The 21,806-nt window shown below is 61.1% G+C and carries 23 protein-coding genes; 6 read left to right on the forward strand and 17 right to left on the reverse strand.

Annotated features, from left to right (window positions below):
- Positions 1-108: 108 nt before the first annotated feature.
- The 13 genes from BMX92_RS09285 to BMX92_RS09345 form a co-directional block, all read right to left on the reverse strand.
- Entirely contained in the window at positions 109-1,122 is a 1,014-nt protein-coding gene (locus BMX92_RS09285) for a TraU family protein (RefSeq protein ID WP_093015429.1), read from the reverse strand.
- Positions 1,119-1,694 (reverse strand): conjugal transfer protein TraW, encoded by a 576-nt coding sequence (locus BMX92_RS09290; RefSeq protein ID WP_093015636.1) that lies wholly within the window; start codon positions 1,692-1,694, stop codon positions 1,119-1,121. Before BMX92_RS09290 ends, BMX92_RS09285 begins: the two co-directional genes overlap by 4 nt.
- A gap of 70 nt (positions 1,695-1,764) precedes the next feature.
- Positions 1,765-2,001, reverse strand: coding sequence for a hypothetical protein (locus BMX92_RS09295; RefSeq protein ID WP_093015432.1), 237 nt, complete (start codon positions 1,999-2,001; stop codon positions 1,765-1,767).
- On the reverse strand, positions 1,998-2,405 hold the full coding sequence (locus tag BMX92_RS09300; protein ID WP_093015435.1) for a hypothetical protein: 408 nt from the start codon (positions 2,403-2,405) through the stop codon (positions 1,998-2,000). Before BMX92_RS09300 ends, BMX92_RS09295 begins: the two co-directional genes overlap by 4 nt.
- The gene (locus tag BMX92_RS09305; RefSeq protein WP_093015438.1) at positions 2,402-2,731 is read right to left on the reverse strand and encodes a hypothetical protein; all 330 of its coding nucleotides are present in this window, start codon (positions 2,729-2,731) and stop codon (positions 2,402-2,404) included. The genes BMX92_RS09300 and BMX92_RS09305 overlap by 4 nt, the downstream gene beginning before the upstream one ends.
- On the reverse strand, positions 2,728-5,247 hold the full coding sequence (locus BMX92_RS09310) for a TraC family protein (RefSeq protein WP_093015440.1): 2,520 nt from the start codon (positions 5,245-5,247) through the stop codon (positions 2,728-2,730). The genes BMX92_RS09305 and BMX92_RS09310 overlap by 4 nt, the downstream gene beginning before the upstream one ends.
- Positions 5,244-5,915: a type IV conjugative transfer system lipoprotein TraV gene (traV, locus tag BMX92_RS09315; RefSeq protein WP_256213338.1), complete on the reverse strand. Its 672-nt coding sequence runs from the start codon at positions 5,913-5,915 to the stop codon at positions 5,244-5,246. The genes BMX92_RS09310 and traV overlap by 4 nt, the downstream gene beginning before the upstream one ends.
- Positions 5,915-7,267, reverse strand: coding sequence for a TraB/VirB10 family protein (locus BMX92_RS09320; protein ID WP_093015445.1), 1,353 nt, complete (start codon positions 7,265-7,267; stop codon positions 5,915-5,917). The genes traV and BMX92_RS09320 overlap by 1 nt, the downstream gene beginning before the upstream one ends.
- Positions 7,264-7,971, reverse strand: coding sequence for a type-F conjugative transfer system secretin TraK (locus BMX92_RS09325; protein ID WP_371262303.1), 708 nt, complete (start codon positions 7,969-7,971; stop codon positions 7,264-7,266). Before BMX92_RS09325 ends, BMX92_RS09320 begins: the two co-directional genes overlap by 4 nt.
- Positions 7,972-8,086: 115 nt before the next feature.
- Positions 8,087-8,716 carry a TraE/TraK family type IV conjugative transfer system protein gene (locus BMX92_RS09330; RefSeq protein WP_371262301.1) on the reverse strand — a complete coding sequence of 210 codons (630 nt, stop codon included), beginning with the start codon at positions 8,714-8,716 and terminating at the stop codon, positions 8,087-8,089.
- An 11-nt stretch (positions 8,717-8,727) separates the two neighbouring features.
- Entirely contained in the window at positions 8,728-8,994 is a 267-nt protein-coding gene (locus tag BMX92_RS09335; RefSeq protein ID WP_069064025.1) for a type IV conjugative transfer system protein TraL, read from the reverse strand.
- A 131-nt stretch (positions 8,995-9,125) separates the two neighbouring features.
- Entirely contained in the window at positions 9,126-9,440 is a 315-nt protein-coding gene (locus BMX92_RS27305; protein WP_177184981.1) for a hypothetical protein, read from the reverse strand.
- Positions 9,441-9,636: 196 nt separating this feature from the next.
- Positions 9,637-10,449, reverse strand: coding sequence for a DsbC family protein (locus tag BMX92_RS09345; RefSeq protein ID WP_177184972.1), 813 nt, complete (start codon positions 10,447-10,449; stop codon positions 9,637-9,639).
- Positions 10,450-10,780: 331 nt separating this feature from the next.
- On the opposite strand from BMX92_RS09345, the gene BMX92_RS09350 reads away from it, so the two are divergent.
- The 6 genes from BMX92_RS09350 (at position 10,781) to BMX92_RS09370 (ending at position 15,212) form a co-directional block, all read left to right on the forward strand.
- Complete coding sequence (locus tag BMX92_RS09350) at positions 10,781-11,206, forward strand: hypothetical protein (RefSeq protein ID WP_143066752.1); 426 nt, start codon at positions 10,781-10,783, stop codon at positions 11,204-11,206.
- A gap of 159 nt (positions 11,207-11,365) precedes the next feature.
- A complete protein-coding gene (locus BMX92_RS09355; protein ID WP_093015464.1) occupies positions 11,366-11,776 on the forward strand; it encodes a hypothetical protein in 411 nt (136 codons plus the stop codon).
- Positions 11,777-11,794: 18 nt separating this feature from the next.
- Complete coding sequence (locus tag BMX92_RS09360; protein ID WP_093015467.1) at positions 11,795-12,415, forward strand: GntR family transcriptional regulator; 621 nt, start codon at positions 11,795-11,797, stop codon at positions 12,413-12,415.
- Positions 12,416-12,590: 175 nt separating this feature from the next.
- The gene (locus BMX92_RS26900) at positions 12,591-12,725 is read left to right on the forward strand and encodes a benenodin family lasso peptide (RefSeq protein ID WP_143066753.1); all 135 of its coding nucleotides are present in this window, start codon (positions 12,591-12,593) and stop codon (positions 12,723-12,725) included.
- 61 nt (positions 12,726-12,786) lie between these two features.
- Positions 12,787-13,461 (forward strand): lasso peptide biosynthesis B2 protein, encoded by a 675-nt coding sequence (locus tag BMX92_RS09365; protein ID WP_177184974.1) that lies wholly within the window; start codon positions 12,787-12,789, stop codon positions 13,459-13,461.
- Positions 13,461-15,212, forward strand: a complete 1,752-nt coding sequence (locus BMX92_RS09370; RefSeq protein WP_093015474.1) for an asparagine synthase-related protein — start codon at positions 13,461-13,463, stop codon at positions 15,210-15,212. Before BMX92_RS09365 ends, BMX92_RS09370 begins: the two co-directional genes overlap by 1 nt.
- A 57-nt stretch (positions 15,213-15,269) precedes the next feature.
- Here BMX92_RS09370 and BMX92_RS09375 read toward each other — a convergent pair whose 3' ends face one another.
- The 4 genes from BMX92_RS09375 to BMX92_RS09390 all read right to left on the reverse strand — a co-directional run bounded on the left by BMX92_RS09375 (position 15,270) and on the right by BMX92_RS09390 (position 21,750).
- Positions 15,270-17,378 carry an Atxe2 family lasso peptide isopeptidase gene (locus BMX92_RS09375; RefSeq protein ID WP_093015477.1) on the reverse strand — a complete coding sequence of 703 codons (2,109 nt, stop codon included), beginning with the start codon at positions 17,376-17,378 and terminating at the stop codon, positions 15,270-15,272.
- 1 nt (position 17,379) lies between these two features.
- Positions 17,380-19,968: a TonB-dependent receptor gene (locus BMX92_RS09380; protein WP_093015480.1), complete on the reverse strand. Its 2,589-nt coding sequence runs from the start codon at positions 19,966-19,968 to the stop codon at positions 17,380-17,382.
- Positions 19,969-20,032: 64 nt separating this feature from the next.
- Positions 20,033-21,139 carry a FecR family protein gene (locus BMX92_RS09385; protein WP_093015483.1) on the reverse strand — a complete coding sequence of 369 codons (1,107 nt, stop codon included), beginning with the start codon at positions 21,137-21,139 and terminating at the stop codon, positions 20,033-20,035.
- Positions 21,136-21,750 carry an RNA polymerase sigma factor gene (locus BMX92_RS09390; RefSeq protein ID WP_371262302.1) on the reverse strand — a complete coding sequence of 205 codons (615 nt, stop codon included), beginning with the start codon at positions 21,748-21,750 and terminating at the stop codon, positions 21,136-21,138. Before BMX92_RS09390 ends, BMX92_RS09385 begins: the two co-directional genes overlap by 4 nt.
- Positions 21,751-21,806: the final 56 nt, after the last annotated feature.

Raw genomic sequence — 21,806 nt, forward strand, 5'->3', positions numbered from 1 at the left:
GATGCGACGCCGGCCTGACCGCATGGGGAACGCCTGGCTCGATGGAATGACGGGCAGACCATCGGCTGATGCCAGGCGATGACATACGGATCGGGAGAAACGGCCTGCTCATGGCGTCGATACCCCGGCGCAGCAGATCGTCTTTTCAAACAGCATGAATTGCGCATTGTCCTTGCCGGGCGCATGCTTGGCGCTGGTCCAGAGCGCTCCGGGCCGCCCGACATTGACGCACTGGCCGCCCTTGACCGGCTCCATCAGCTGGAACTTGTAGCGGCTCTTGGTCCAGACCGGCTGGGGGATGAAGGAGCAGCCGTCCGCCGAACTGACCGTGAGTGCGCCAAGCCGCCCCATCATGAAGACGCCGCGGGCGGCCAGACCCGCCCAGGCCTCGACACTGTCCCCGAAATGGATGTCGCCGGCGATCGGATAGGTCGCCCCCCAGCTCCCCATGCACCAGAAGAGCGGATCGACGACCTTACCGGCGGCCGCAGCGGCGCTGTCGGCCATGCAGGCCAAGCCTGCGGCCGGATTGCCGAACAGGATCGCCTCGGGCTGGATGATCGCGCCCAGCGTCGCCGACTGCCATGTCGGCAGAACTTCGGTGATCAGCGCCACATCGAAGCCATTATCCTCGATGCAGGGCAGGTCGGTGAACATGTCGAGCATCTTCCAGACCGGCGCGATATAATAGTGCATCTGGGCGAACATCTTGGCGGTGTTGGTGCCGTCGGCGAGGCTGCTTTGGCTCCCCTGCAACTTGCCGCCGGTCGGCATGATGTCGGCGCCAAGCGCCATCATGCAGCCGGGCTCGGTCACCACGTCGACCATGCGATTGGGCGACCAGAAACTGACCTTAACCCCGAACCAGAAGGTCACGCCTTTGCGACAGGCGCATAAAGGTTTGGAAGCTGATTGCGCATCGAGCGCCTTGCCGAGCGGATCGCTGGGACCGACCTTCACCCCGCCGATGGTGATCGGGAAGATGCAGTTCCAGCGAACTTTGGTGATCGGATTGAACACCGTGCCCGCCTCGCATTTAGAGGCCTGGGCCGGTGATGCGATCGCCAGCGCGGCAAAGGCGGAGCCGAGCGTTAGGATGTTTCGGATCGAGAGCATCCTCATCGCGCGGCCCTCCGCTGGTTTGGGGGCATGGCGACTTCGGTCAGCACCAGCTTCTGTCCCGTCTGCGCGACGATCACCGGCGCGACGGTCAGGCCGAGCCGCGCCTTGACGCGCTCCTCAAGCAGGAACAGCGCGCGGCCGTGGCGCTCGCCAAGCGTCATCGCGTCGGCGTCCTTGGCGGCGCCGGCGGCGAACAGGATGAAATCGGCGGGCCTTGCGGTACGTAGCGCCCAGGCGAGATCGTGAGGGTGCACGACAATGAGTCGCTGCGGGAGCGAGACATAAGCGAGCGGATTGAAGCTGTAGCCTTTTGCGTAGAGCAGCTTCCCATCAGGTAGGCGGATGTCCTGATCGAGGGTATAGAAGGGGATCACCGAGCGGTTCCGGTCGGCTTGTGCGATCCCCAGCGTGGCTGCCTTCATCGCGGACCAGCCTGCGCGCGGACCGAAAGCGGTTTTCATATCGGGAACATGGGCTGCCCGGCCCTCGATCTCGCTCAGCGCATCGGGTTCCGCGATCGGCCAGGTGCGGCCGATGGTGCTGGTCGCGGCCGTGACTACCGAGGGTGTCATCAGCGCCAGTGCCGACAGGGCCAACAGTCCTGAGAGAGCTTGGAGACGGCGGACAGGGCGGCGCACCGATCTAGCGACCATGACGCCGTCTCCAATAGGGCTCGCGGCTATCGCGATCCTCGCCGATGATGGAGGTGATCAGCGCCGCTGTTGCGACGATCGCCGTGAGTACGACAAGAGCCCGGAACAGGCCTGGCACGTCGGGCAACTGCCAGGAGATAGAGCACTGCACGAGCAGCAAGCCCTGGCTGCCGACAAGGAGGCGGATGGACCCAGGCGCTGGCGTGGAGGAGAAAATGCCGTTCATACCGGTTCGACCTCTGCCGGCTCGGAACGAACCGGAAGACGGCAGAACAGCTTGAATCCGGCGTCTGCGACGACAGGCCCAAGGCAGACAATACCAAGCCACAAAGCGTAGACGACGACGGGACGGCCGAGCAGAAACATCAACGGAATGAGCGGAAAAACGGCGCAGCAGATCTGCATGATGGGACCCAGCACGGGGATGCGTCGAGCGTCCTTCAGAAACCCTGCTATCAACTCGTCAGCCGTCTCAAGGCTGCGCGCGCACTCGCCGTTGGTCTCGTGAAGCGACAGGATCGCGCGACCCAGAAAATCATTCTGACTCTCTCCAGGATAGCGCTTGCAGCGGCAGATCGCCCCGATGTCGTCGATCATTTTGGGTGTGAAGGGTTCGATCCTGTCGGTCATTTGCGCCTCCAGCGCGACAAACGCGTGAGAAGTATCCCGCATGCGCCCGACAAGCCGATGAGAAGCATCCCGCTCGCAAAGCATGCGCCGGCGACGATAAGCCCTGTGCGAATGGTCTGAAGCGGCGGCTGGTCGAGCGCGAGGCCGGCCGCGACGACGAGGCTGGCCATCATGCAGGTCTCAATGCCCACCAGGCGCAGCCGCCATTGGAAGGCGGCAGCTTCCGCGCGGCTGGCGATGCGGGCCTCGATCATTGCCTCGATCGCGGGGTCCTTTTCCCAGTCGAGCGCCAACTGATCAGGATGGGGCGCGGGCTTGTGCGTCATGCCGCCCTCCAGTTCCCGGCAGCGCCGCCAAGCACCTGAGCGGGATCGACGCTGGCCAATTCGCACACCGCCTCCAACGGGTTGCGGCCGGCCCGCGCCAGGGCTTCGAACGCGGCAACCTCATTGGGCGCTGAAGTATTGATCCAGTAGCTGAAGGGGTCGACTACAAGCCGTGCGATCCCGAGCCCAAGCGGACTGTCGATGAAGACTTCCGAATAATTGGGCTTGGCGTTCCTGACCGATTTCAGGAGATCGAGGACGAAGCCCGAATAGTCGAGGATTTTGTTGTCCACCGCCTTGTCGTAGGTGGAACCCTGCAACAGGAATTTGGTGGCGGCATTTTCCAGGATCACCTGGCCGGTGCCGCCGAAGAGCATCAGGTCGTTCATGCTCTGCAGCACGATGCCGAAGCTGCCCTGATATTTGCGCGCGCGGCGATAGCCCTGGCCGAAGGCCTCGGCGAGGCGGGAGAGATCCTGCCCGTCGCTGCGGGTCATGAACTGCGCGGCCTCGTCGCACAGCACGAAACGGGGTTTGTCGCGCGCCGAAAGGTAGAGGTCCTGGGTGACGGCGTTCACTACCACCATCACGATCACATTGAAGAGGTCGGGAAGGGCTTTGAGCCGTTCGAGCTCCAGCACTACGAACTCATCGCGGGAGATGTCGAGCGTCGAAGGCCCGTTGAAGAAATGGCCATAAGCGCCCTGCGACCCGAAATCGCGCAGGTTGAAGGCCAGTTCGCGCGCGACCGGCACGAGATGGTCGACCCGGTCGAGGTCGGAGGCTGCATTGTCGGGATAGCGGCCGAGCCAGTCGCGCACCGCATCGATGCCGTCTTCGCCGCGCCCGCTGTCCACCGTCCACTGGACGGCGGATTTGAGGAGGTTCCATTCCGAAGTCGTGACGGGCTTGCGGGTAGAGGCATTGGCCATTTCAGCGACGATCGCGACGGCCATGGCAATGGCCGACTGCTTGTCCTCGCCATCGAGCGCGAGCCCCATGTCGAAGGGGTTGAGCACAAGGCGCTCCTCGCCGATGTCGATATAGCGGCCCGAGCAAAGCGTGCAGAGCTTGCGGTAACTGCCGCCGATATCGATGATCCGGATGAGCGCGCCCTGCGCATAATATTGCTGGCACAGGTTGTTGAGCAGGAAGCTTTTGCCCGCGCCGCTCTCGGCCGAGACGATGAAGTTGTAGTTGTTGATGCGCGGATCGAAGAGATCGAGCGTGATGAGCTGGCCCTTACGCCCGACATAGAGCAGGGCCGGGCGCCCGCCGCCGCGAAAATCGGTCTGGACCGGCGCCATGAGGCTCGCGGCCTTGACCGGCATGCGAAAATCGCGCTCCAGTAGTTTCAACGTCTGCTTCTCGGGATAGAGCCCGAAGGGTAGGCTGGCGGCAAGCAGCACGGGAAGCAGATAGCTCTCCTCCTGCACCATGAATGGCAGGGGTTCCGATTCCCACAATCGCTTGGCGCGCGCCGCCATCTCGCGCGCCTGGGCGCTGTCGCGGCCGAACACCCACATGGTCGGGATCACCGAGACAAACCGGCTGTTCGACGCCTCGTCGAGAATCCAGCCGATCTCCTCGATCTGCTTGCCGACCTCGACCGCGAAACTGCCCGCCGCCTTCTGCGCCGAAAGGATTTGCGCGCGCTTGTGGATTTCGAACTGCGAATGATCGAACAGGACCGAGAGGCAATAGAGGAATGGCCCACCAATCTGGTCACTGTCCTCCGCTGAGCCACGCATCCCGCCCATGAGGCGGTTGGCGCGCTCGGCGGTGATCCGGCGGGCGGGCGCCTTAGGCGTGAGGCAGCGCGCCACTTGATTGCCGAGAAAGACCTCAGGGCCTTCGAAGCAGAGGTCCGGGCCGGCCTCGATGATCTGCCGCGCGATCGAGGGGGCGGGCATGCCGCCCATGCTTTCACTGAGGAATACCCCCGGCGCGGGCGAAAAGATGCCGTTGAAGATCCGGCGATAGAAGCTGACCAGCTCGTCGGGGGGCAAGCGGCGGATACCCATCTTCGCCAGCTGCTCCTCCACCTGGCGGCGCAGGTCGGCGCCGAGGCTGACCCGCGTCTTGATCGAGAGAAAAAGCCGGAAATCGCGCACTGGGATGGCATGGAGCGCATCGAGCCCCCTAGTTCCGCCGCGCAGATACTCCGCCGTTCGCCGGGCGGAGGCCTGGACCAGCGGGTCTGGCCGGACCTTCAAATCGAGATAGGCGTCGAGCGCCGGATCGATCAGCGGATCGGCGAAGGTGATGAGCTGGAGGACCGTGCCTTCGGGGAAATGGATATTGAGCAGCCCGAGCAACGCCTGTTGCACATGGGCGAACATATAGGCGGAAGGGACCAGCTCCCAGGCCTGGCCCCAGCCGTCGTCAATGCACAGGAACGCCTCTTCCTCCTCGACCCAGGCGACCATCGGCAGGAAGTCGGAATAGGCGTCGCGTGTCACGGCGGCGCGCAGCCGCTGATAGCTCAGGTTCTTGTGAGCAGACCGCGCGTTCATGGCCGTTGCTCCGGCCCGACGGCCATCGGCGCCGTCTCTCCGGTCGGCGCGTCGGGGGTGCCGGGCTCGCGCTCGCGTATCGTACGCAGCACCGGCGGCGCGGGCGTTCGCCCGCCGGGCTCGACCAGATAGTCACCCACGACCCAGGCCGGCCGGTCGATGATCGAATAGACATAGCGCGCCATGTAGAGTCGGTCGGGGCGCTGCTTGTCGGCATAGGGCAGGATCAGCGTCCGGATCGTGCGCGAGGGGCGCAGCATCGGCGAGCCGGGATCCTCGATCAGTGTGCCGACATTGCGCTGGCCGGCGGGAGGCGGCACCGCGGATGAAGCTGCGGGCTTGCCACTGCCTTTGTTCATGCCGCGGCCACGTTCCTTCTGGTCCGACGCGAGCAGCTTGCGATCATTGGTGACGGTGGGATCGGATTTCGATGCGCGGCCTGCGACGGCGTCCGCATAGGCCTGGTCCGGATGAATGCACTGGCCATGGTCGCTGTTCTTGCAGGAGAATTTCTCGCTGTAAGGCGACATCACCGATCCCACGGTGGCGCAGCCCGAAAGTCCAAATAGCGGCAATGCGAAAAGCGGAAGTGCGCGTAGCGCGGCCCGGCAAGCCTTGATACCGGGGTGAAACTGGCGTGGCATGGTGCCTCCTGTCGTAGCGCGCATCAGAACTTCCCTCCCGCGCCGGGTTTGATCTCGAGGGTGGCGCCCTCCTGGATCACCACCACCACATCCTTGGCGGCGCCCACCTCGACGATGGGACCGGCCTGGCGGGCGAGATCGAGATAGAAGTCGGTGAGCTTGTCCGAGGATTTGGAAAGCCCGCCGGCAATGCCGGTCTTCGCCGCATCGCCGGCATCGAGCGTGCGGACCGTTCCCAGGGCCGAGGTCGAGGTATTGCCGAAGGTGCTTTCAACCGATTGCGAGATGCCGCTGATAGTCCCGGCGATGAAGGCACGCGCCAATGTCGCGCCCGCCCGCGTCACCACTTTGCCCGACAGACCCTTCTTGCCGTCAGTGTCGACGAAGAAGCCCTTGACCGGCTGGTCGACGATCGAATGTTCGTCGAAATCGACGCAGGATAGGGAGACAAGTTGGACCTCGACCCGCTCCTTGGCGAGACTGCCGGTGGCGTTGCCGACCACGAAGCATCCGGCAAGGTTGGCCTTCACCTCATTGGGAAGGACGGCGGGCGCCTGTACCCTCGCTATGATCGGCTCCGGATTGCTGGTGGCGTCCCGGCTCGCCAGCGCGTCGATCCCGGTCAGGAGCCGCGCTTTCATGAAACCAGGCGGTAAATAGATCGTCCGGTTCTTTTTTTTGGATGAGGCCGATGCATCAGCCGTGCCTGTCGGCACGACCTGACTGGTTGCCGACCCGATCGCGCCCACCGTCTTTTCGACCGGCGGCGCGGGCGGGGCAGGCGGCGCAACCGGCCCGGTGGGAGGTGCGGGCAGCTTGTCGGCGTCCGCGCTTATGTCGCCGGTTTCTGGAGGATAGGGCAGGGCGGGCACGCTGCCGGGCAGCGCGGGAGGCAGATCACCATCGATGCTTTGACCGCCGACAGCTGTCCTTCCGCCCGAAGTTCCCGGGGCACGTGATCCGGGAACTACCTTGCCTTCCTCGATCGCGCTGACCCTGTCACCAAGCAGTTGCTGCCCGTCGAGAACCTTCTTCAAATCCCCGCGCAGTTTTACCTCAAGGCTGTCGCCGCGCAGACCTGCGCCCATGTTGAGCGATGCCGCGGGATCGGCAGGCTTGGCTTCCTCCTTGCTGCCGGACGCTGCATAAAGGCCGATCCCCAGCGCGCCGACGGCAACACCAACGGCGAGTTGGCGCGCGCGCAACTTCTGCCGCGCGGACAATTTGGCCCATTGGGCCTTCCAGTCGAGCAAGGCCGGGGACGGACGGCGCATTGCCTCATCCTTTTGCCCAGCGCTCTGCGCGGCAAGATGTGCCTGATAGGGGGACAGGCCTTCCGGCGTCCCCACCGGGTCTTTGTCCATCTCGCCGCTCATTGCCCGACTCCCCGGCGCACCACGATCAGGCGGGCCGTTTCACCGGCATCAAGACGGATGCGGTCCAGCGTGACCGAGAAAATGCGTGCCCCAAAAGCCGGATCGACCAGAAGGCGCTCGTCCAGCGTCACCCCGGCCGTGGTTCGGATATGATATTGCGAAGCGGAGAGCCCCGCGCCCTCAACGGCGATACGGCGTTGCTCGGCGATTGACAGGCTCGGCGCTGCCGCGATGGCGATCATGCCGCCCGACGGCGCGACCTCGCTGAAAGAGGCGGGGACGCGGTTATCGAGCAGAGCCATGGTGATCGAGACCGCGCGATCTTCATCAGCCAGCGCGGCCATCAACTCGCTATTGGCCTGCGCGCGCTGCCGGGCGCCAGCGACAAGCACCACCGTCTGGGCCGGGATCTCCGCCGGTTCGGCATAGAGCGGATAGGTGGCGCCGTTGCAGCTGATGAAGAATTCCGATGGCTGCGTCACATAGCTGCGGGTGACCTGGCCCGCGTCGTCAATCTCGCGGGTGAGGAACTTGATCCAGGCGTCCGAGCCACCCTTTTCGACGGCAAGGCCTTTTTCGGCGGAGAATTTTATGTCCTCGATCTCGCCGCCCTCGCACACGACATGATTGATGTCGCGGTTGGAGAGGCGGATCCGGCTGGTCTGATCGGGCAGGGCATGGAGCGTCTGCGCCGAGGCCGGCATGGCCAGCAACAGCAAGGCGAGCCCGGATAGGGTGGCGCACGCAGGTACGCCGTGGAAATTTCTGGTTGCCGTGATTTCCGAGCCAGCAGGCGTGCCCGCCTGCTTCGAAATCACTTCAGCGTGTTTCGACATCGAATTGCTCCTCGGAAAGACGCGTCAGCCAGAAGCGGCCATTTTCGATGCCGTAGCCGATGCGCAATATGCCCCGGAATTTGCGGATCACGCCGCCGATGACGCGGACCTTCTCGACCGGGACGACGATCTCATGGGCTGTCCATCGGACCGGCTGATCATTTCGGATATAGGTGGCGATCGACAGCGTAGGATTGCTCGCCAGTTCGTCGAGTATGACGTTGAGACTGTCGCGCATCGCGCCATAGGCCGATGGGTGGACGAGCCCGAGCAGCTCCTGGAATTGCCGATCCGCCGAATAGGCCGACCATGTTCCCGACAGCGCCACGATGTTGCGCGTCATGGCAACGATGTATGCCTCGGACGGCGTGTTGCCCGAGACGTGAAGATCGCCGGTGGCGCCGAAGGGGACGATCACGGTCCGCGCATTCTGGTTGGTCGTGTAGATGACCGCGCCCAGCACGGCGGTGACGCCGAACATGCCCGCGATGGCGACCTTGAGCAGGCGGTTTTCCTCGAACAGGTTTGCCGACCCCTGCAGGTAACGATGGATGCCGTAGCTTGCCGGTTTGCCCAGCAGTGGATCCTCGTTTGTCCTTTTGTGTCCGAACATGCCCATGACCCTCACTCGAAGAAGCGGGTCTGGGTCGGACCCGGATAATGCGGAAAGGAAACAAGGCCCCAGCGCCAGGCCAGGTGGGGGAGATAGCCCCTGGGCTTTGTCCGCTTCCACGGAATGAAAAGGAGAAGGGCGGCGATGAGCGCCCAGCCGACAAGTCCGCCTACGATCGCGGCCACGAATATGCTCGAGGTCGCGAGCAGGAACTCGTCCGATCCGAACCACAGGATCTGGACCGGCCGATGCAGATATTGCGGAAGGCGTTCGTCCATCTGCCCTTCTCCTCCTGCTTCATGACACCTACAAAGGTGCCGGTTTCCGGGGACCGACCATCGATCCCCAGCTTGGTGGCGGCATAGGCTGCATGTCCCCGGTCAGCCGAGGCGCAGTCCTGCCGCGCGTTTCAGACGACCATCCCGAAAGTCTGGAGAATGGAGTCCGCCTTGATGAGGCAGACGGCCGCGACGATGGTCGGAATGCCGATCATGATGTTCGAGAAGAGGCGCGAGACGCCGAACAGGAAGGCGGCGACACCGCCCACAAATCCCATCGGCCCCTTCACGCCCTGGTTCACGACGATATCGTAGATATCGTAGCCGAGATCGCCCTGGGCCGGCGCCGAGAAGGCATGGACCGGACCACCGACCAGGGCCATCGCGCCTAAAGGGAGGCCGAAATTGGCCACCGCCAGGGCCTTGTTACTGAGTGTACGCATCATGGCATTGCTCCAAAATGGAGCCGTCCAACCCAAGCCTGCCGGCATCGAAGGAAAATCGGTGTCGGCCGGGGCGTCGGTGGACGGCTCCGCGAGCCCGCCGCCGCCGGCATCCTGGTTCATCCGCTCGGGCATGCTCGTGCCGGGCCGGATGCCCTCCGGAAAATATGCATGAGTCACCGCGACGGTGCGCTTCAGGTCAGCGCCGCGCATCAGATGCTGCCTTTGTCAGTGCCGACTTTGCATGTCGGTCGAGGAACGCCTCGAGTTCGGCCTGCTGGAAGCCGGAGATGAGCTTGCCGTCCGCGATCAGGGTCGGTGTCCCGGAGACGCCTACCTTGGCGACGAGTTCGGCATCGTCGGCAACCTTGTCATGCCCCGCGGCGCATTGAAGCAGCACGGGCGGGGTCTGGCCGGAATAGGCCGCCTGAAACGCCGCCTCACGATCGGGTGAACACAGGATATGTTCGGCTTTCGCGGCCGCGGTCGGATGGATGCCGCTCACAAAGAAGATGAGCCGCCTCACCGGCTTGCCCTCTGCGGCCTTGGCGCTCCAGAAACGGTCGAGCGCCTGGCAATAGGGGCAATCGGGGTCGGTGAATTCGATGACCGTGGGGGCATCTACCGGGCCGATCGCTAATGCTTTCGCAGGATCGATCGCTTTGAGGCGTCGCGCGGCGCCCTGTTCCTGGGCCAACGCCGTCAGGTTGACGCCGTTGCGGTCATAGACCGTGGCGAACAGCAGATGATCGCTCTGGGGCGCATAATAGATGACCTTGCCGCCTGCGACCGCCTGATAGATCGGTCCTTGGACAGGGGCGGGACCAAAATCCTCGAAGCGCAAATTGGTGAATGTCTGTTGAAGCTGTGCTTGAGCAATCTTCACGGCCTCTCCCAAGGACCCAGGAGAAGTAGCCGCTGTCTTCTCTTGCGCAGTGCTGGCGGCCGGGAACATAATCGCTCCCGCAAAACCGACGAGCAAGCCGACACCTGCCGATAGCGTTCTGTCCATGGGCGTACGTCTCCTGTGTAGCTGTCGAGCCTGGGGCCGTGAGAACCACTCGATGTTCTGGTCCCTCGCTAGGCTTTGGCGGTCTTGCCGTCTCGACACCGCCTGAGTGACGGCAGTCGCCATCGGTCTGCAAGGCAGGAGGAAATGCGTTTCCGGTTTGAGGCAATGAAGTGCCGATGACCGGAACCTCATTTCCGAAAACCGGAAATATATTGCCGGTTTCCCGATTTGTTCTCCGGGTGCTGCGTGTTGCGTATCGGCCGAATCGACCGGCTTTCATAAAAGTGCGGTAAAAAGAGTCGTTGTTCGCCAGATCAGATGGAGGGCGATTATGGCGCGTCAGGCTTCCAGGGCTTACAAGCTCCAACTGTCGGAAGCAGGAATGCAGCTCTTCCTGCACGATCATTGTCGTCTATGTCATCTCGTCGGCGATCTGCTTTCCTATGGATCGACCCTGTTCGTCGCGGTCCATCTGCTGCATCTGTGCCATGGGGAAGAAATGGCGACCGCGTTGCTGGACCCGGAACTCAAGCAGCTAGGCGGCAGGAAAATCCGTCATGTCGGAACTTCCCGCACATTGTCCGACCTCGTGGACATGATAGCGATTAGGATCGAAATCGTGGGGACGGTCCACCCATCACCCCAGGTCTGGAAAATCTTCCTCGCTGCGCTCCTGCATATGCGCGATGCCGAAGATCATCATTTGATGAACGGATATCAGGCGATGCTCGAGAATATGCAGCGTTCGCCAAGGTAGACTCATCCATCTCTATCGTGCGCGACAATATTCTCAGCGTTCGGCAAGAATTACTCTCGCGCGCGAAACCAATATTCGTTGACGGCTGGATTAATTTACAACAACAACTGGTTCCAGCGATGTGGTTGGATTTTGAGCCGCTGCCGGGGAGACCTGCAGATGACGCTTCAAAGTCCGCAAACGACGGACAGTGAGGTCCTGTCGTTGATCAAGGAGCTTTCCGGAAAGCTCATCGAACGCCGCCGCCGCCGGGATCGTGTCACGCAACGACATATGGCGCGCGGCATCGGACGCAGTGAACGCTGGGTCCGGGAAATCGAAGCAGGCGTCGTGACCTCGATGATCGAGGATCATATCCGCTGCGCGCACGCGCTGCGGATGACGACGCCACATGTGTTTATCCCCTTGCTGGCCGTGGAGCATGACATGCCGATACCCAGAGAGCTTTTGATGCAGGATGATCTTTGGGAACTCGAGCGAGAGATGCTCGAGGTCGTCGCAAGGCATCAGGCTGCGATCGTGGCGCGCCTCGCTCAGCGAGCCGGAACCTTGAAGGGAGGGGACCGCTAGGCGCAGGCGGGATCAGTCATGTCTCCCGAACCCGTCGCGGCCGATCGAGCCTATGCCTTGTTGAAGGCCGATATCCTGTCGGGACGGTTCGCGCCGGGAGAGGCGATCATCGAACGCGCTGTCGCGAGCGAGTATGGCGTATCCATATCGCCGATCAGAGATGCCGCGCAGCGTCTTGTAGGTGAATATCTGCTCGAAATCGGCTCGGGCGGCGGATTTCGGGTTCCGATCGTGACGCAAGCGGCGGTCCGGGATCTCTACAACTGGCACGATCATCTCGTGCGCCATCTGCTCAAGGTGCAAATGCCGACCGGGGTTTCAATACCGAACGCATGGTCTCTACCGAATATTTCGGAAGGTGAGCCCGTAGCGCGGGCCGCCACTGGATTGTTCCGGGCGCTGGCCGATCAAGCCATCAATCGTGAACATGCCCGCGCCCTCCACGCCGCCAATGACCGCCTTCATGCCATGCGACTCCAGGAGCATCATGTGCTGGGCGATCTCGAAATGGAGCTGAGGCAGGTCGCTTTGGCGATCCATTCCGGTTCAGGTCTGAACCGTTTCTCTGTTCTGCGGGCCTATCATCGGCGGCGGATGCGTCGTGCCGGAAGGATATGCGAGGCACTCCGGCGAGCATGATGATCAATGAAATCAGGAAGCTATACGCATCCCACTGATAGAAAAAAGGGGCCGATGGGATGGCGGTACGCAATAGCTACATGTTCGATACCTTATAAGTTCGGCGATCCGCCAGTCTTCATCATAAAATCATTCTGGCTGCAATGTTGCGGCTGGTTTCAGAATGGAGGTTATTATGAATCGCGAAGACCATGTTGAATCCGAGCTGATCGACCTCGGCTCCGTCGCGGAAGAAACCAAGGGACCCGGTTTCGACAACAGCGACGGGATCGGCGGTCAGCAACTCGTCCCCGGTCTCTCGGACGACTGAAAAGCTGGGCACGCGGGCCATGCCGGCTCGCGTGCTCCTCGCCTTTCGGAAGGAAAGGGACATGTACTTCATTCTTCGGTCAGGCTTGAGTTTTTGCATATCGGTGGATCGCGTGATTCTGCTGGATCATGCGATCGGTCGCTATTTCGCTTTGCCACCGCATTTCCATAAAAGCTTTTCGCGTTGGGCAACCGGTGCGCAGCCGGCTGACGACGAGCTCGATTGGCTCGGAAAGCTTGTAAACGAAGGCATTCTCATTGCGACGTCCCAAAGACCTCATCCAGGCGTGACGAAGTCCGCATCACTCCCCCCTCCGGACATGAAACTCGATGCTCGTCACTGCCATCCGCCGCTGACATCCATTGTCGCGGCAATATTGTCACGCCTATTGTGGCTGTGGAGAGCGAAGCACTGGCCCTTTGCCCGCATGATCGGGCGACTTGGGGAATTGGCCGATCATGCCGATCGCGGCCCTTCACGGCGCGACAATGGGAAGCTGGCGCACATCACCCGCTCCTTCGAATATGCCGATCTGATAGTTGGTAGCCATGACCGTTGTCTGTCGCGGTCGCTGGCTCTCGCGGCCGCCTGCCGCAAGCGCGGACTGCCGACAACTTTGGTGATCGGCGTTCAGGCGGATCCGTTCGCCGCCCACTGCTGGGTCCAGGACGGAAGCACGGTGCTCAACGAAAAGTCGGACCGCGCAAAAATGTTCTTGCCCATAATGGTCGCGTGATGGGGCACCGTTATCTTCTTCTTATCCTTCCCGAGCGGGAAGAGAATGAAGAACTTGTCCAGCATTTCGCGACAAAAACGCCGCTGCCTCTTTCCTGGCGGCACGGCCGGATACAGCTCTTTTCGGACCATCTGTCGGATGTTCTGCCCTTACCCCAGGGGAACGGTGTCATCATAGGCAAACTGTTTCGCCGCCACGGATATCCCGAGCAGGTTTGTCAGCTGAAATCCGACGATGCCGCTCGATTTGTCCCTCATCCGTCACAAGGTCTGATCGATCACTATTGGGGAAGCTATGTGGCCGCTTTTTCAGATCCGGATCGTGTTACGATATTGCGCGAACCATCTGGAGGAATGCCTTGCTACTATCTGTCATCCAGGGGCGTCGTGGCGTTCACCTCGGACATCTCCCTTCTCATCGATGCCGGGCTGCTGACGGCTTCGGTCAATTGGAATGCAGTGGGGAGGACACTCTATTGGCACCAGCTCCCGCCTGAAGAGACCGCCATTGCCGGTGTATCGCAGCTTCTGGGGGGATGCTCGCTGATCCTTGAAGGGAGCGGAATACGCAGGGCCGAAAACTGGAGCCCCTGGGATTACATCGCTTCCGATCGGGATAATGACCCGGAGCGACGTAGCGAAGGCCTGAAGAACGTTATTCAGACCAGTATAAGCGCGTGGGCCTCTTGTTTTCCGCGCGCGCTCGTTGGCCTTTCGGGAGGTCTGGATTCATCCATCGTGGCGATATGCCTTGCAAATAGCAGCGCCAAGGTGACGTGTCTGACCTTGGCTACAGACGATCCGGTTGGTGACGAAAGATCTTATGCCGGGCAAGTCAGTCGCGCCATTGATGCCGAATTGATCGAAGGCTTCTATGCGGACGATGATATCGACCTTGATCAATCGGTTGCTGCCGGATTTCCCATTCCATCCGGGAAAACGCACGAGCATACATATAATAAAAAAGTGCGAGCTGCGGCCGAGACGTCGGAAGCTGACGCATTCTTCGTGGGTGCTGGCGGAGACAATGTTTTCTATCTAACGCATTCGGTCCGGCCATTGCTTGATCGATTACGGGTTGAGGGCTGGTCGTCGGATTTGATCAGGACCGCACGCGATATTTGCCGCATTACCGGCGCGAACATCTGGGAAGTGATATGGGAAGCGGCGCGCATTTCCGTAAGGAAGGTGCCAGGCCTGCCGTGGAAAGGTGCCGGAGACTATCTCAGCCGGGAATTTGTCGAGAGCGAGCGCTGCCGCTCGCCAGAACATCCCTGGCTACGTCCCGACGATACAGTTCCTTTGGGGAAAAAGGGGCACGTGGCAATGATCTTGCGCGCCCTTCACCATATCGAGCATCGCGATAAGGCCTTGGCGGCGCCCATGATCAGCCCTCTATTATCCCAGCCGGTGATCGAATTCTGTCTGGCTATTCCCTCCTGGTGGGCGTGCGAAGGAGGCACCGACCGGGCCGTCGCTCGACGTGCATTTGCTGACGCCTTGCCTGCCCCCGTCCTCAGTCGATCCGGGAAGGGCAGCCCGGATGGATTTGTCGCCAGATTTATCGCTCGTCATCGTGTGGCAATTGCCGAACGCCTTCTCGAGGGCAACCTCGCCCGTCACGGCTTACTTGATCGGGCGGCGGTTGAATCCGTGCTGGCGCCAAATGCTAGGTTTGAGTTGCTTGATTGCCCCCGCGTGATGGCTCTGCTGGATACCGAAGCATGGACCAAATCCTGGTCTGCGCGATAACAATAGGAATAGTATGGTCGCCAATATCGCGGTGATGTTTGTCTCGATCTGGAAATTTCAATTTCGAATATATTTTTTGTTCATCTCTTCCCAGCGAAGTGCTTCTCTGTAGCCTTGGGCATCCGCGGGCCGTTGGCCCTTCAACCAGAAATCGAACCACGCAAGGTTGCGGTGATATACTGCGAGGCGGTGCGCCGGTTGCCATTTGATATGATCCTCATCGGGAAAGATGTAGAGGTCGCTTGGGACGCCTGCTTGCGCCAATGCTGTGTGGCTCGCGACCATGGCCAGATATTCGTTGTCCGCGGCTTGAAACAGTATCGGAAAGCGTACGCGTCGGGGTTGTTCCATTAAGGATATTTGAGACCAGAAGCCTGGATCTTGGTCCGCCAGGCGAGGCCATCCGCCATCGTGATAGCTTTGTGCGACCATTGGCCCCAAAAACGCATCCTGCACAGGTTCCCAGCCGCATCCCGACACCGAACCGGCAGAGAAGAGCGTGCTGTGAATGGCCGCGAATTGCACCGTTGTGCAACCATCGCTCAAGCCAGTGATCCCAATGCGTTTCGGATCAACGAACCCACGGTCGATCAAAGATCGCGTGGCGGCCTCGATCGCCGAGACTATATTTCGGCGTCCTGCAAAGTCACGATTGAATGCCGCCGTCAGGGCCCGGGCGGACATCTGTCTGCCGACGATATCCTCATAAGTCAGATTGTCGACGACCAGCACGAAATATCCTCGATTGGCAAATGCCTGGATCGGAACTTCGTCGCCGATCCCGCCGCGCAGGAATCCCCTGGTTCGATACTGAACGATGATAAGCGGATATCGTTGTCCCGCCTTAAAGCCGACCGGATAAACCAGATCACCATAAAAGGGGACGCCAAAACTGTTACGCCAATTCAGACGCTCGGCTGCGCCCAGGATCAGCGACGCAAACTCCGGATTTGGATCGAAAATCTTCTGCTCTTTGGTGCCATCCAGCCCCAACATCACAAAATGTCTCGGCGCGAGTGATTGCTCGCGCAGACAGAGAAGGTCGTTGCCCGATGACTGGCATTCAACCAGATCATCGCGCGTCAGATATCGGCGCCGCACCGTGCGACTGCCGGGACGCCATTCGTAAATTGCCGTCAGGCTGTTCGCCCAGCCTTCCTTGCGCGTGAAGCGAAGCTGTTTGCCGTCACCCGACCACCAAAAAGAAACCGATCTGTCCGTTTGGCACAGATCCGCCGGGCAGGTCCGGCGATGGCCTGTGCCCATTTCAACGACCACTCGGTAATCTGGTGGATATACCGACCTGTTGGCTGGTTCCGCATAGGCACTCCAACCCGAAGGCCCCACCAAATAACCGATCTTGTCGTTGGCGGGAGAGGCGGACGGCTTAAAGCTGGTGATCTCCCCAGGAGAAGCAGGGCGCTCGATACCACTGTCTATCTCCATCGTGACATAATGGCGCTCCGGATTTGGTGTTTGTGGCCGAGCGCCGCGGACGGGGAATGCCCGTTCGTCGTAGCGCCATCCCGACAATCCCTCCTGATCGATAGTGGCGTTTTGGGTGATCAGATCGGGACGTGCCGCATAGATTATGGCGCGTCCGTCAGGCGATATCCGGAAATCATCGACATCCACTGGAGCGCGGGTTACCTGCCTCGCATCGCCACCGATGACGTTTGCTCGCCAGACCTGTGTTCTGCCTCCTGCGCGCTTGAGATAGGCAATCCACCGTCCGTCAGGCGCCCAGCGCGGCGTCACTGGTGCGGGGGAGCCAATAGGGAATGCCGCCCAGCCATATCTCGCCGGTTCGTCCCGGATCAGTTCGGTGCCGATATCCAGCAGCCTCGGCCGAGCCGCTGGCGCGAGAGGGAGGAGCACCAAGCCTGTGCAATAGCGGTTCTCTCCCGGATCGGCGCGATGCAGTAGAAAAGCAACCGCGCGACGGTCGGGAGAGAATGTGAACAATGGGCGTGTGCGATCAGGACGGGGCGCAGGCCCAATATCCCTCAGCCTGGCTAACGCCTCAGGGGTTGCCGGGCCCGGAACACCGCTGATCCCATCCGTCTGTAGAAGCGTTTCGCAACCCTCGGCCGCCAGAGCGGGTTGGCCAAGGCCCCCTAAAGCCGACGCCGTCAGCAGATGCGCAACAGTGAGGTAATGGCGCATATCACCATTTCTTCGTCAAAGTGAAATTGACGAACCGGCCGTAAAGCGAGTGGTTTGTCGAATCCGCCTGCACTTCAGCGGCGTAAGTGGCCCGAATGCTTGGCGGCTTGGCATTGAAGAGGTTCTGGATTCCGACCTGCCATTCGACGTCGGCGAACAGGCCGCGCTGGGCGCCGCTGCGGATCGTGGCGACCGTATCCAGTGTCGTGAAGGAACTGACCTTCACGGTCGGAGAAAGGCGATTGTCTCTGGTTTTCCCGACATATGTGCCGATGGCGGACAGAGTGACATTGTCCCGCTGCCAACTTGCACCAAGTCGGCCACGCCAGTGCGGCAGGGTGAAGATGATCCCCGCCTGCTCCACCAATGGCAGGCCGGGTGCGATCTCCCGGATACTGTCGAGATAACTCGCCGATCCCTTCAGCGACAATTGCCCATAGGGGCCGAGATCCCGGCGGTAGCTTGCCGAAAAGTCGACACCCTCCAGCCTTTGCACGGAGATATTCTGGAGGTAATTCCGAAATATCGCTGAAACCGCAGCGGGGTCGAAAGTGCCGGTCGTCAGGTTCGTAAACACGCCCGTTATCCCGTCGATCGCGGACAGGACGTCTAAAGCGCCGGGATTGGCCTGTATGAAGTCGCTGTAGACCGGCTGGAATGCCCTCCCCGATGAAGCGACCGGAGATGCTATGCGGTTCCGGTAGCGAATATTGAAGTACCCGATTTCGGCCTTGAACCCGTCCAGAAAGGTCGGAGTGATTGCCACTGAGGCAGTCCAGGTCGTCGCGCGCTCCGGCGCGAGATCCGGATTCCCTCCGAACAGATACAGAACCGGGAGATTTGCCGGGGGTGTCGGATTATATCGTGTGTTTGGGACGAGCTGCGCGTTGGTCAGCTGACCGGTCTGATACAGATTGGGAGCCTTGAACGTCTTGCCCCAACTTCCCTTGAATTCGATGCCCTCGTACGGCGAATAGACGAGGCCCAGCTTGGGTGTGGTCACGCGGTCGACACCATGATGGTCCTCGCACCGCAGAGCGCCGATCACATCCAGCTTGCTGATGAATCTGATGCCATTGGTTGGCGCCACCAACGGCAGGAATAATTCACCATAGCCAAAAGCCACGTCCCGGGTTTCGCTGAGGGCTTCGGTCGCTGCCTCAATGCCGCCGACAACGGCACGTGAATCGATTGTGAGTGTGTTGGATCGATAGCCCGCTCCAACCGCCAGCCTCGCTTCGCCGCCAGGCAATGAGAATAGCGGTCCTTCAGCGCCAAGTTCGATCGCCTTCAATTCGTTGCTGTAGTTGGGTAGCGCGCGGTAGGTTTCCGTGCCGGCAGAAAATACGCTGGTGACTATTTCCGTATCGCTTTTGCTGTAGGTTCCCGACAGGCGGGCATTCCAATCCGCCGCCAGTTCGACTTTCAGCGCCGGGGATAATGACCAGCTATCAGCGGTCGATTCCACGACGCTGCCCTGCGCGTAGCAGCTCGACGCAACGACCGCGATCAGGCATCGTGACGTGGAGCGGTGCATGTAATGACCATCGAGTTCGAAGCCAATCGCATCACTGATCGCCTGATGCCCCGCCATCACCAGACTGATCTGGTCTTGCGCGGGTATCAGCGTTGCGTCGGGAGCGACGTTGCCGGTGTAGGATCGCTGACGCGCGGTGATCTGGCTAGAATCCTGATAATCTGCCGCTACCATGAAGCCACCGGTGCGCCACGATGAACCTGCAACGATGTTATACTGCTGCGTGACGGACCCGCCATCGGTCGCCGCTCCCAGCCTAGCAGACGTGACGACACCGTCGATGTCCCGTCGCAAGGTTATGTTGGCGACACCGGCGACGGCATCCGAGCCGTATAACGCCGATGCGCCATCGGCTACGACGTCTATCCGCTCGATCGCGGCCAGCGGGATCGATGAAATGTCGATTCCCTGGCTGATGGCATCGAAGGCGACGCGATGGCCGTTTATCAAAGTCAGCGAGGCATCCGGTCCGAGGCCGCGCAAGTTCAGTGCCGATGAACCGGATACATTTGTGAACCCTCCTTGGCCGGCTGCGGATAGGGTCGGATTTTGACCGCCGGCGAAATTCTGCGGCAAATCGCGGATGATTTGGCCAAGATCGGTCTGGCCGGCTGCCAGGGCCTCCTGGCGACTGATAGTCGTAACCGGTGAAGTTGATGGACCGCCACGAATGCGCGTGCCGGTCACTATAATGCCGATTTCGCGACCCTCGGTTTTCTCACTTGTGGTTTCAGAAAATCGCTCCCGGATAAGAATAGCGCCATCTCGATCGACAGCTTCAAGGCCCGTCCCTTTGATCAGGGCTTCGACCGCCTCGATCGCCGTGTAGGTGCCGCGCAAAGGAGGGGCCTGCCGTCCTTTGACCGAGCGAGGCTGGAAGATGATCTCATAATTGGTCGAGCGGCCCACCAAAGCCAAGGCATCCGCCAGATCCTGCCGATCGAGATGGAATTCCTCTCCCTGGTTCAACGCTGCAATGGTCGGTATCGGGGCGGTCGCTGCCACGATCGCCATCGCTGAACTGAATGCCCACATTGCGATCTTCATCATCATTTGCCCCCATCATGCCGGCCTGTTTTCCGGTTCCGTGGGAGCTACGACGACGAAGACGAGTTGATTATGATGGCGGGCGGCAATTTCCCTGGGAATTGGCAGGACAATCGCGGGCAAGGGAAATCGAGGCTGGGCCGGTGATCACCGCCAGCGCAAGCAGATTGGCCAGATTACGGGCGAGGCGGGGCGTGTCGGTGATGCGGAACGTACCGGACACCCGAATCGCGCTCACCTCCGGCGTCGCGGCGATAATGGGAATCGTCGCATAGCGATTGGCCTCTTCAAACAAATCTCCGAGCCTGATGTTGGTATAGTCCCGCAGGCCGTCGGGCCAGCGTGCATCGTCTGTTGCAGCTTTTTCGATTTGCGGGGCGCGCATGGGTTTGGCCGGCAGTGCCACTTGCTGCCCCGGTGAAAGTCTGATCGCTGTTTGGCTTTTGCCGAGGGCCTCGTCCTCGACGTCAACGGCGCCGCGCATGAGGCTCACCCGAACGAATTTCTCGGGACTGATCGCGACATCGAAAATCGTGCCGCGCGCGACAACCGTCCTTTGACCGGCGTGTACGGTGAACGGCCTGTTTTCATGCGCAACCGTGAAACGCCCGCGTCCACGTAGGAGCTGCAGATCGCGGCGGGATGCGTCATACCGCACGAGTACAAGACTATCGGTATCCAGGGCAACCACCGAGCCATCGTCGAGCTGGAAAGTGCGGATTTCACCCGAAGATGTCGCAAGCCGCAATGGTGCGGGCATGGATGCCCGCGATGCGTCGGAAGGGGCCTGCGCTATCCCGGCAACATCGGCCACGGGTGAACCCAATGCCCAATGCGCGCCGAAGGCCATCACGACAACTACGCCTGCAACCAGCAGCGCCTTTCGTTTCCGGCCCCATCGCGTCGCGGGCTGATCGACGGATACCGAGGGCGCGGGAACGGCTTCTGCCACGTCATCCCCGCCGCCTGCCTCGTCCTCCTTCAGATATTTGCCGACGCTATATGTCTCGGCGATCCGGCTATAGGCGGCGCGATGCAACGCGCCGCGGGCCAGCCAGGCTTCGAATTCCTTGCGCCTGACGTCCGCTTCCTCGGGATTGCGCATGATGGCGAACCAGTCGGCGGCTTCTTCTCTTAGCTGGCCATGACGACGTGGCGGCTGGGTATCGTCCATCATTCCTGTTCCAAAGCTGCATCGATATGGGCAAGCGCGCGGGCGACATGATATTGCACGGTCGGGATGGAAATGCCTAGCCTGCCGGCAATCTCCTTGTAGGTCAGTTCGTCGACCCGGTGCAGCAGAAACACGTCTCGCGTCCTGTCGGGCAGCTCGCCGAGCGCACGCCGATAAGCACGCATCACGTCCTCGACTTCAATGCGGGTCGCCTGATCCGGCGCGACCGCAGGTTCATGCTGTTCGCCGATCGGCACATGGAAAGCGGCAAGGCGCGTCTCCAGCCGCTTGTACCGATCCAGCAGCAGGTTGCGCGCGATCCGCTGCAAATAGGCCGCCGGTCTTGGCAAGCTGGTCTTCGCCATGCATCCAAGAAGCCGGACAAAGGATTCCTGTACCAGGTCGCCGGCGTCATCGCTCGAAGAACGCAAACGGGCCTGGAAATAGCGGCGGAGCCGCGGCGCCTCGACTTCATAGATTTGCCGAACATCGACAAATTCCAAGCCGGTTCTTTCCTGTGTTTCATTCTCCGTCAGTTCACGCGGACGGTCGATTTCTTTTGGCGGCATGAAAACACGGTTCCTCACGATACGGCAGTGCCGGCCCACGCGCATGGCGAGGGAGAAGCTGTGTGAGGTGAACCTTACGCTCCCAGATCGGGGAGGTTGGC

It is taken from the genome of Sphingobium sp. YR768 (assembly GCF_900111125.1).
GTDB lineage: Bacteria > Pseudomonadota > Alphaproteobacteria > Sphingomonadales > Sphingomonadaceae > Sphingobium.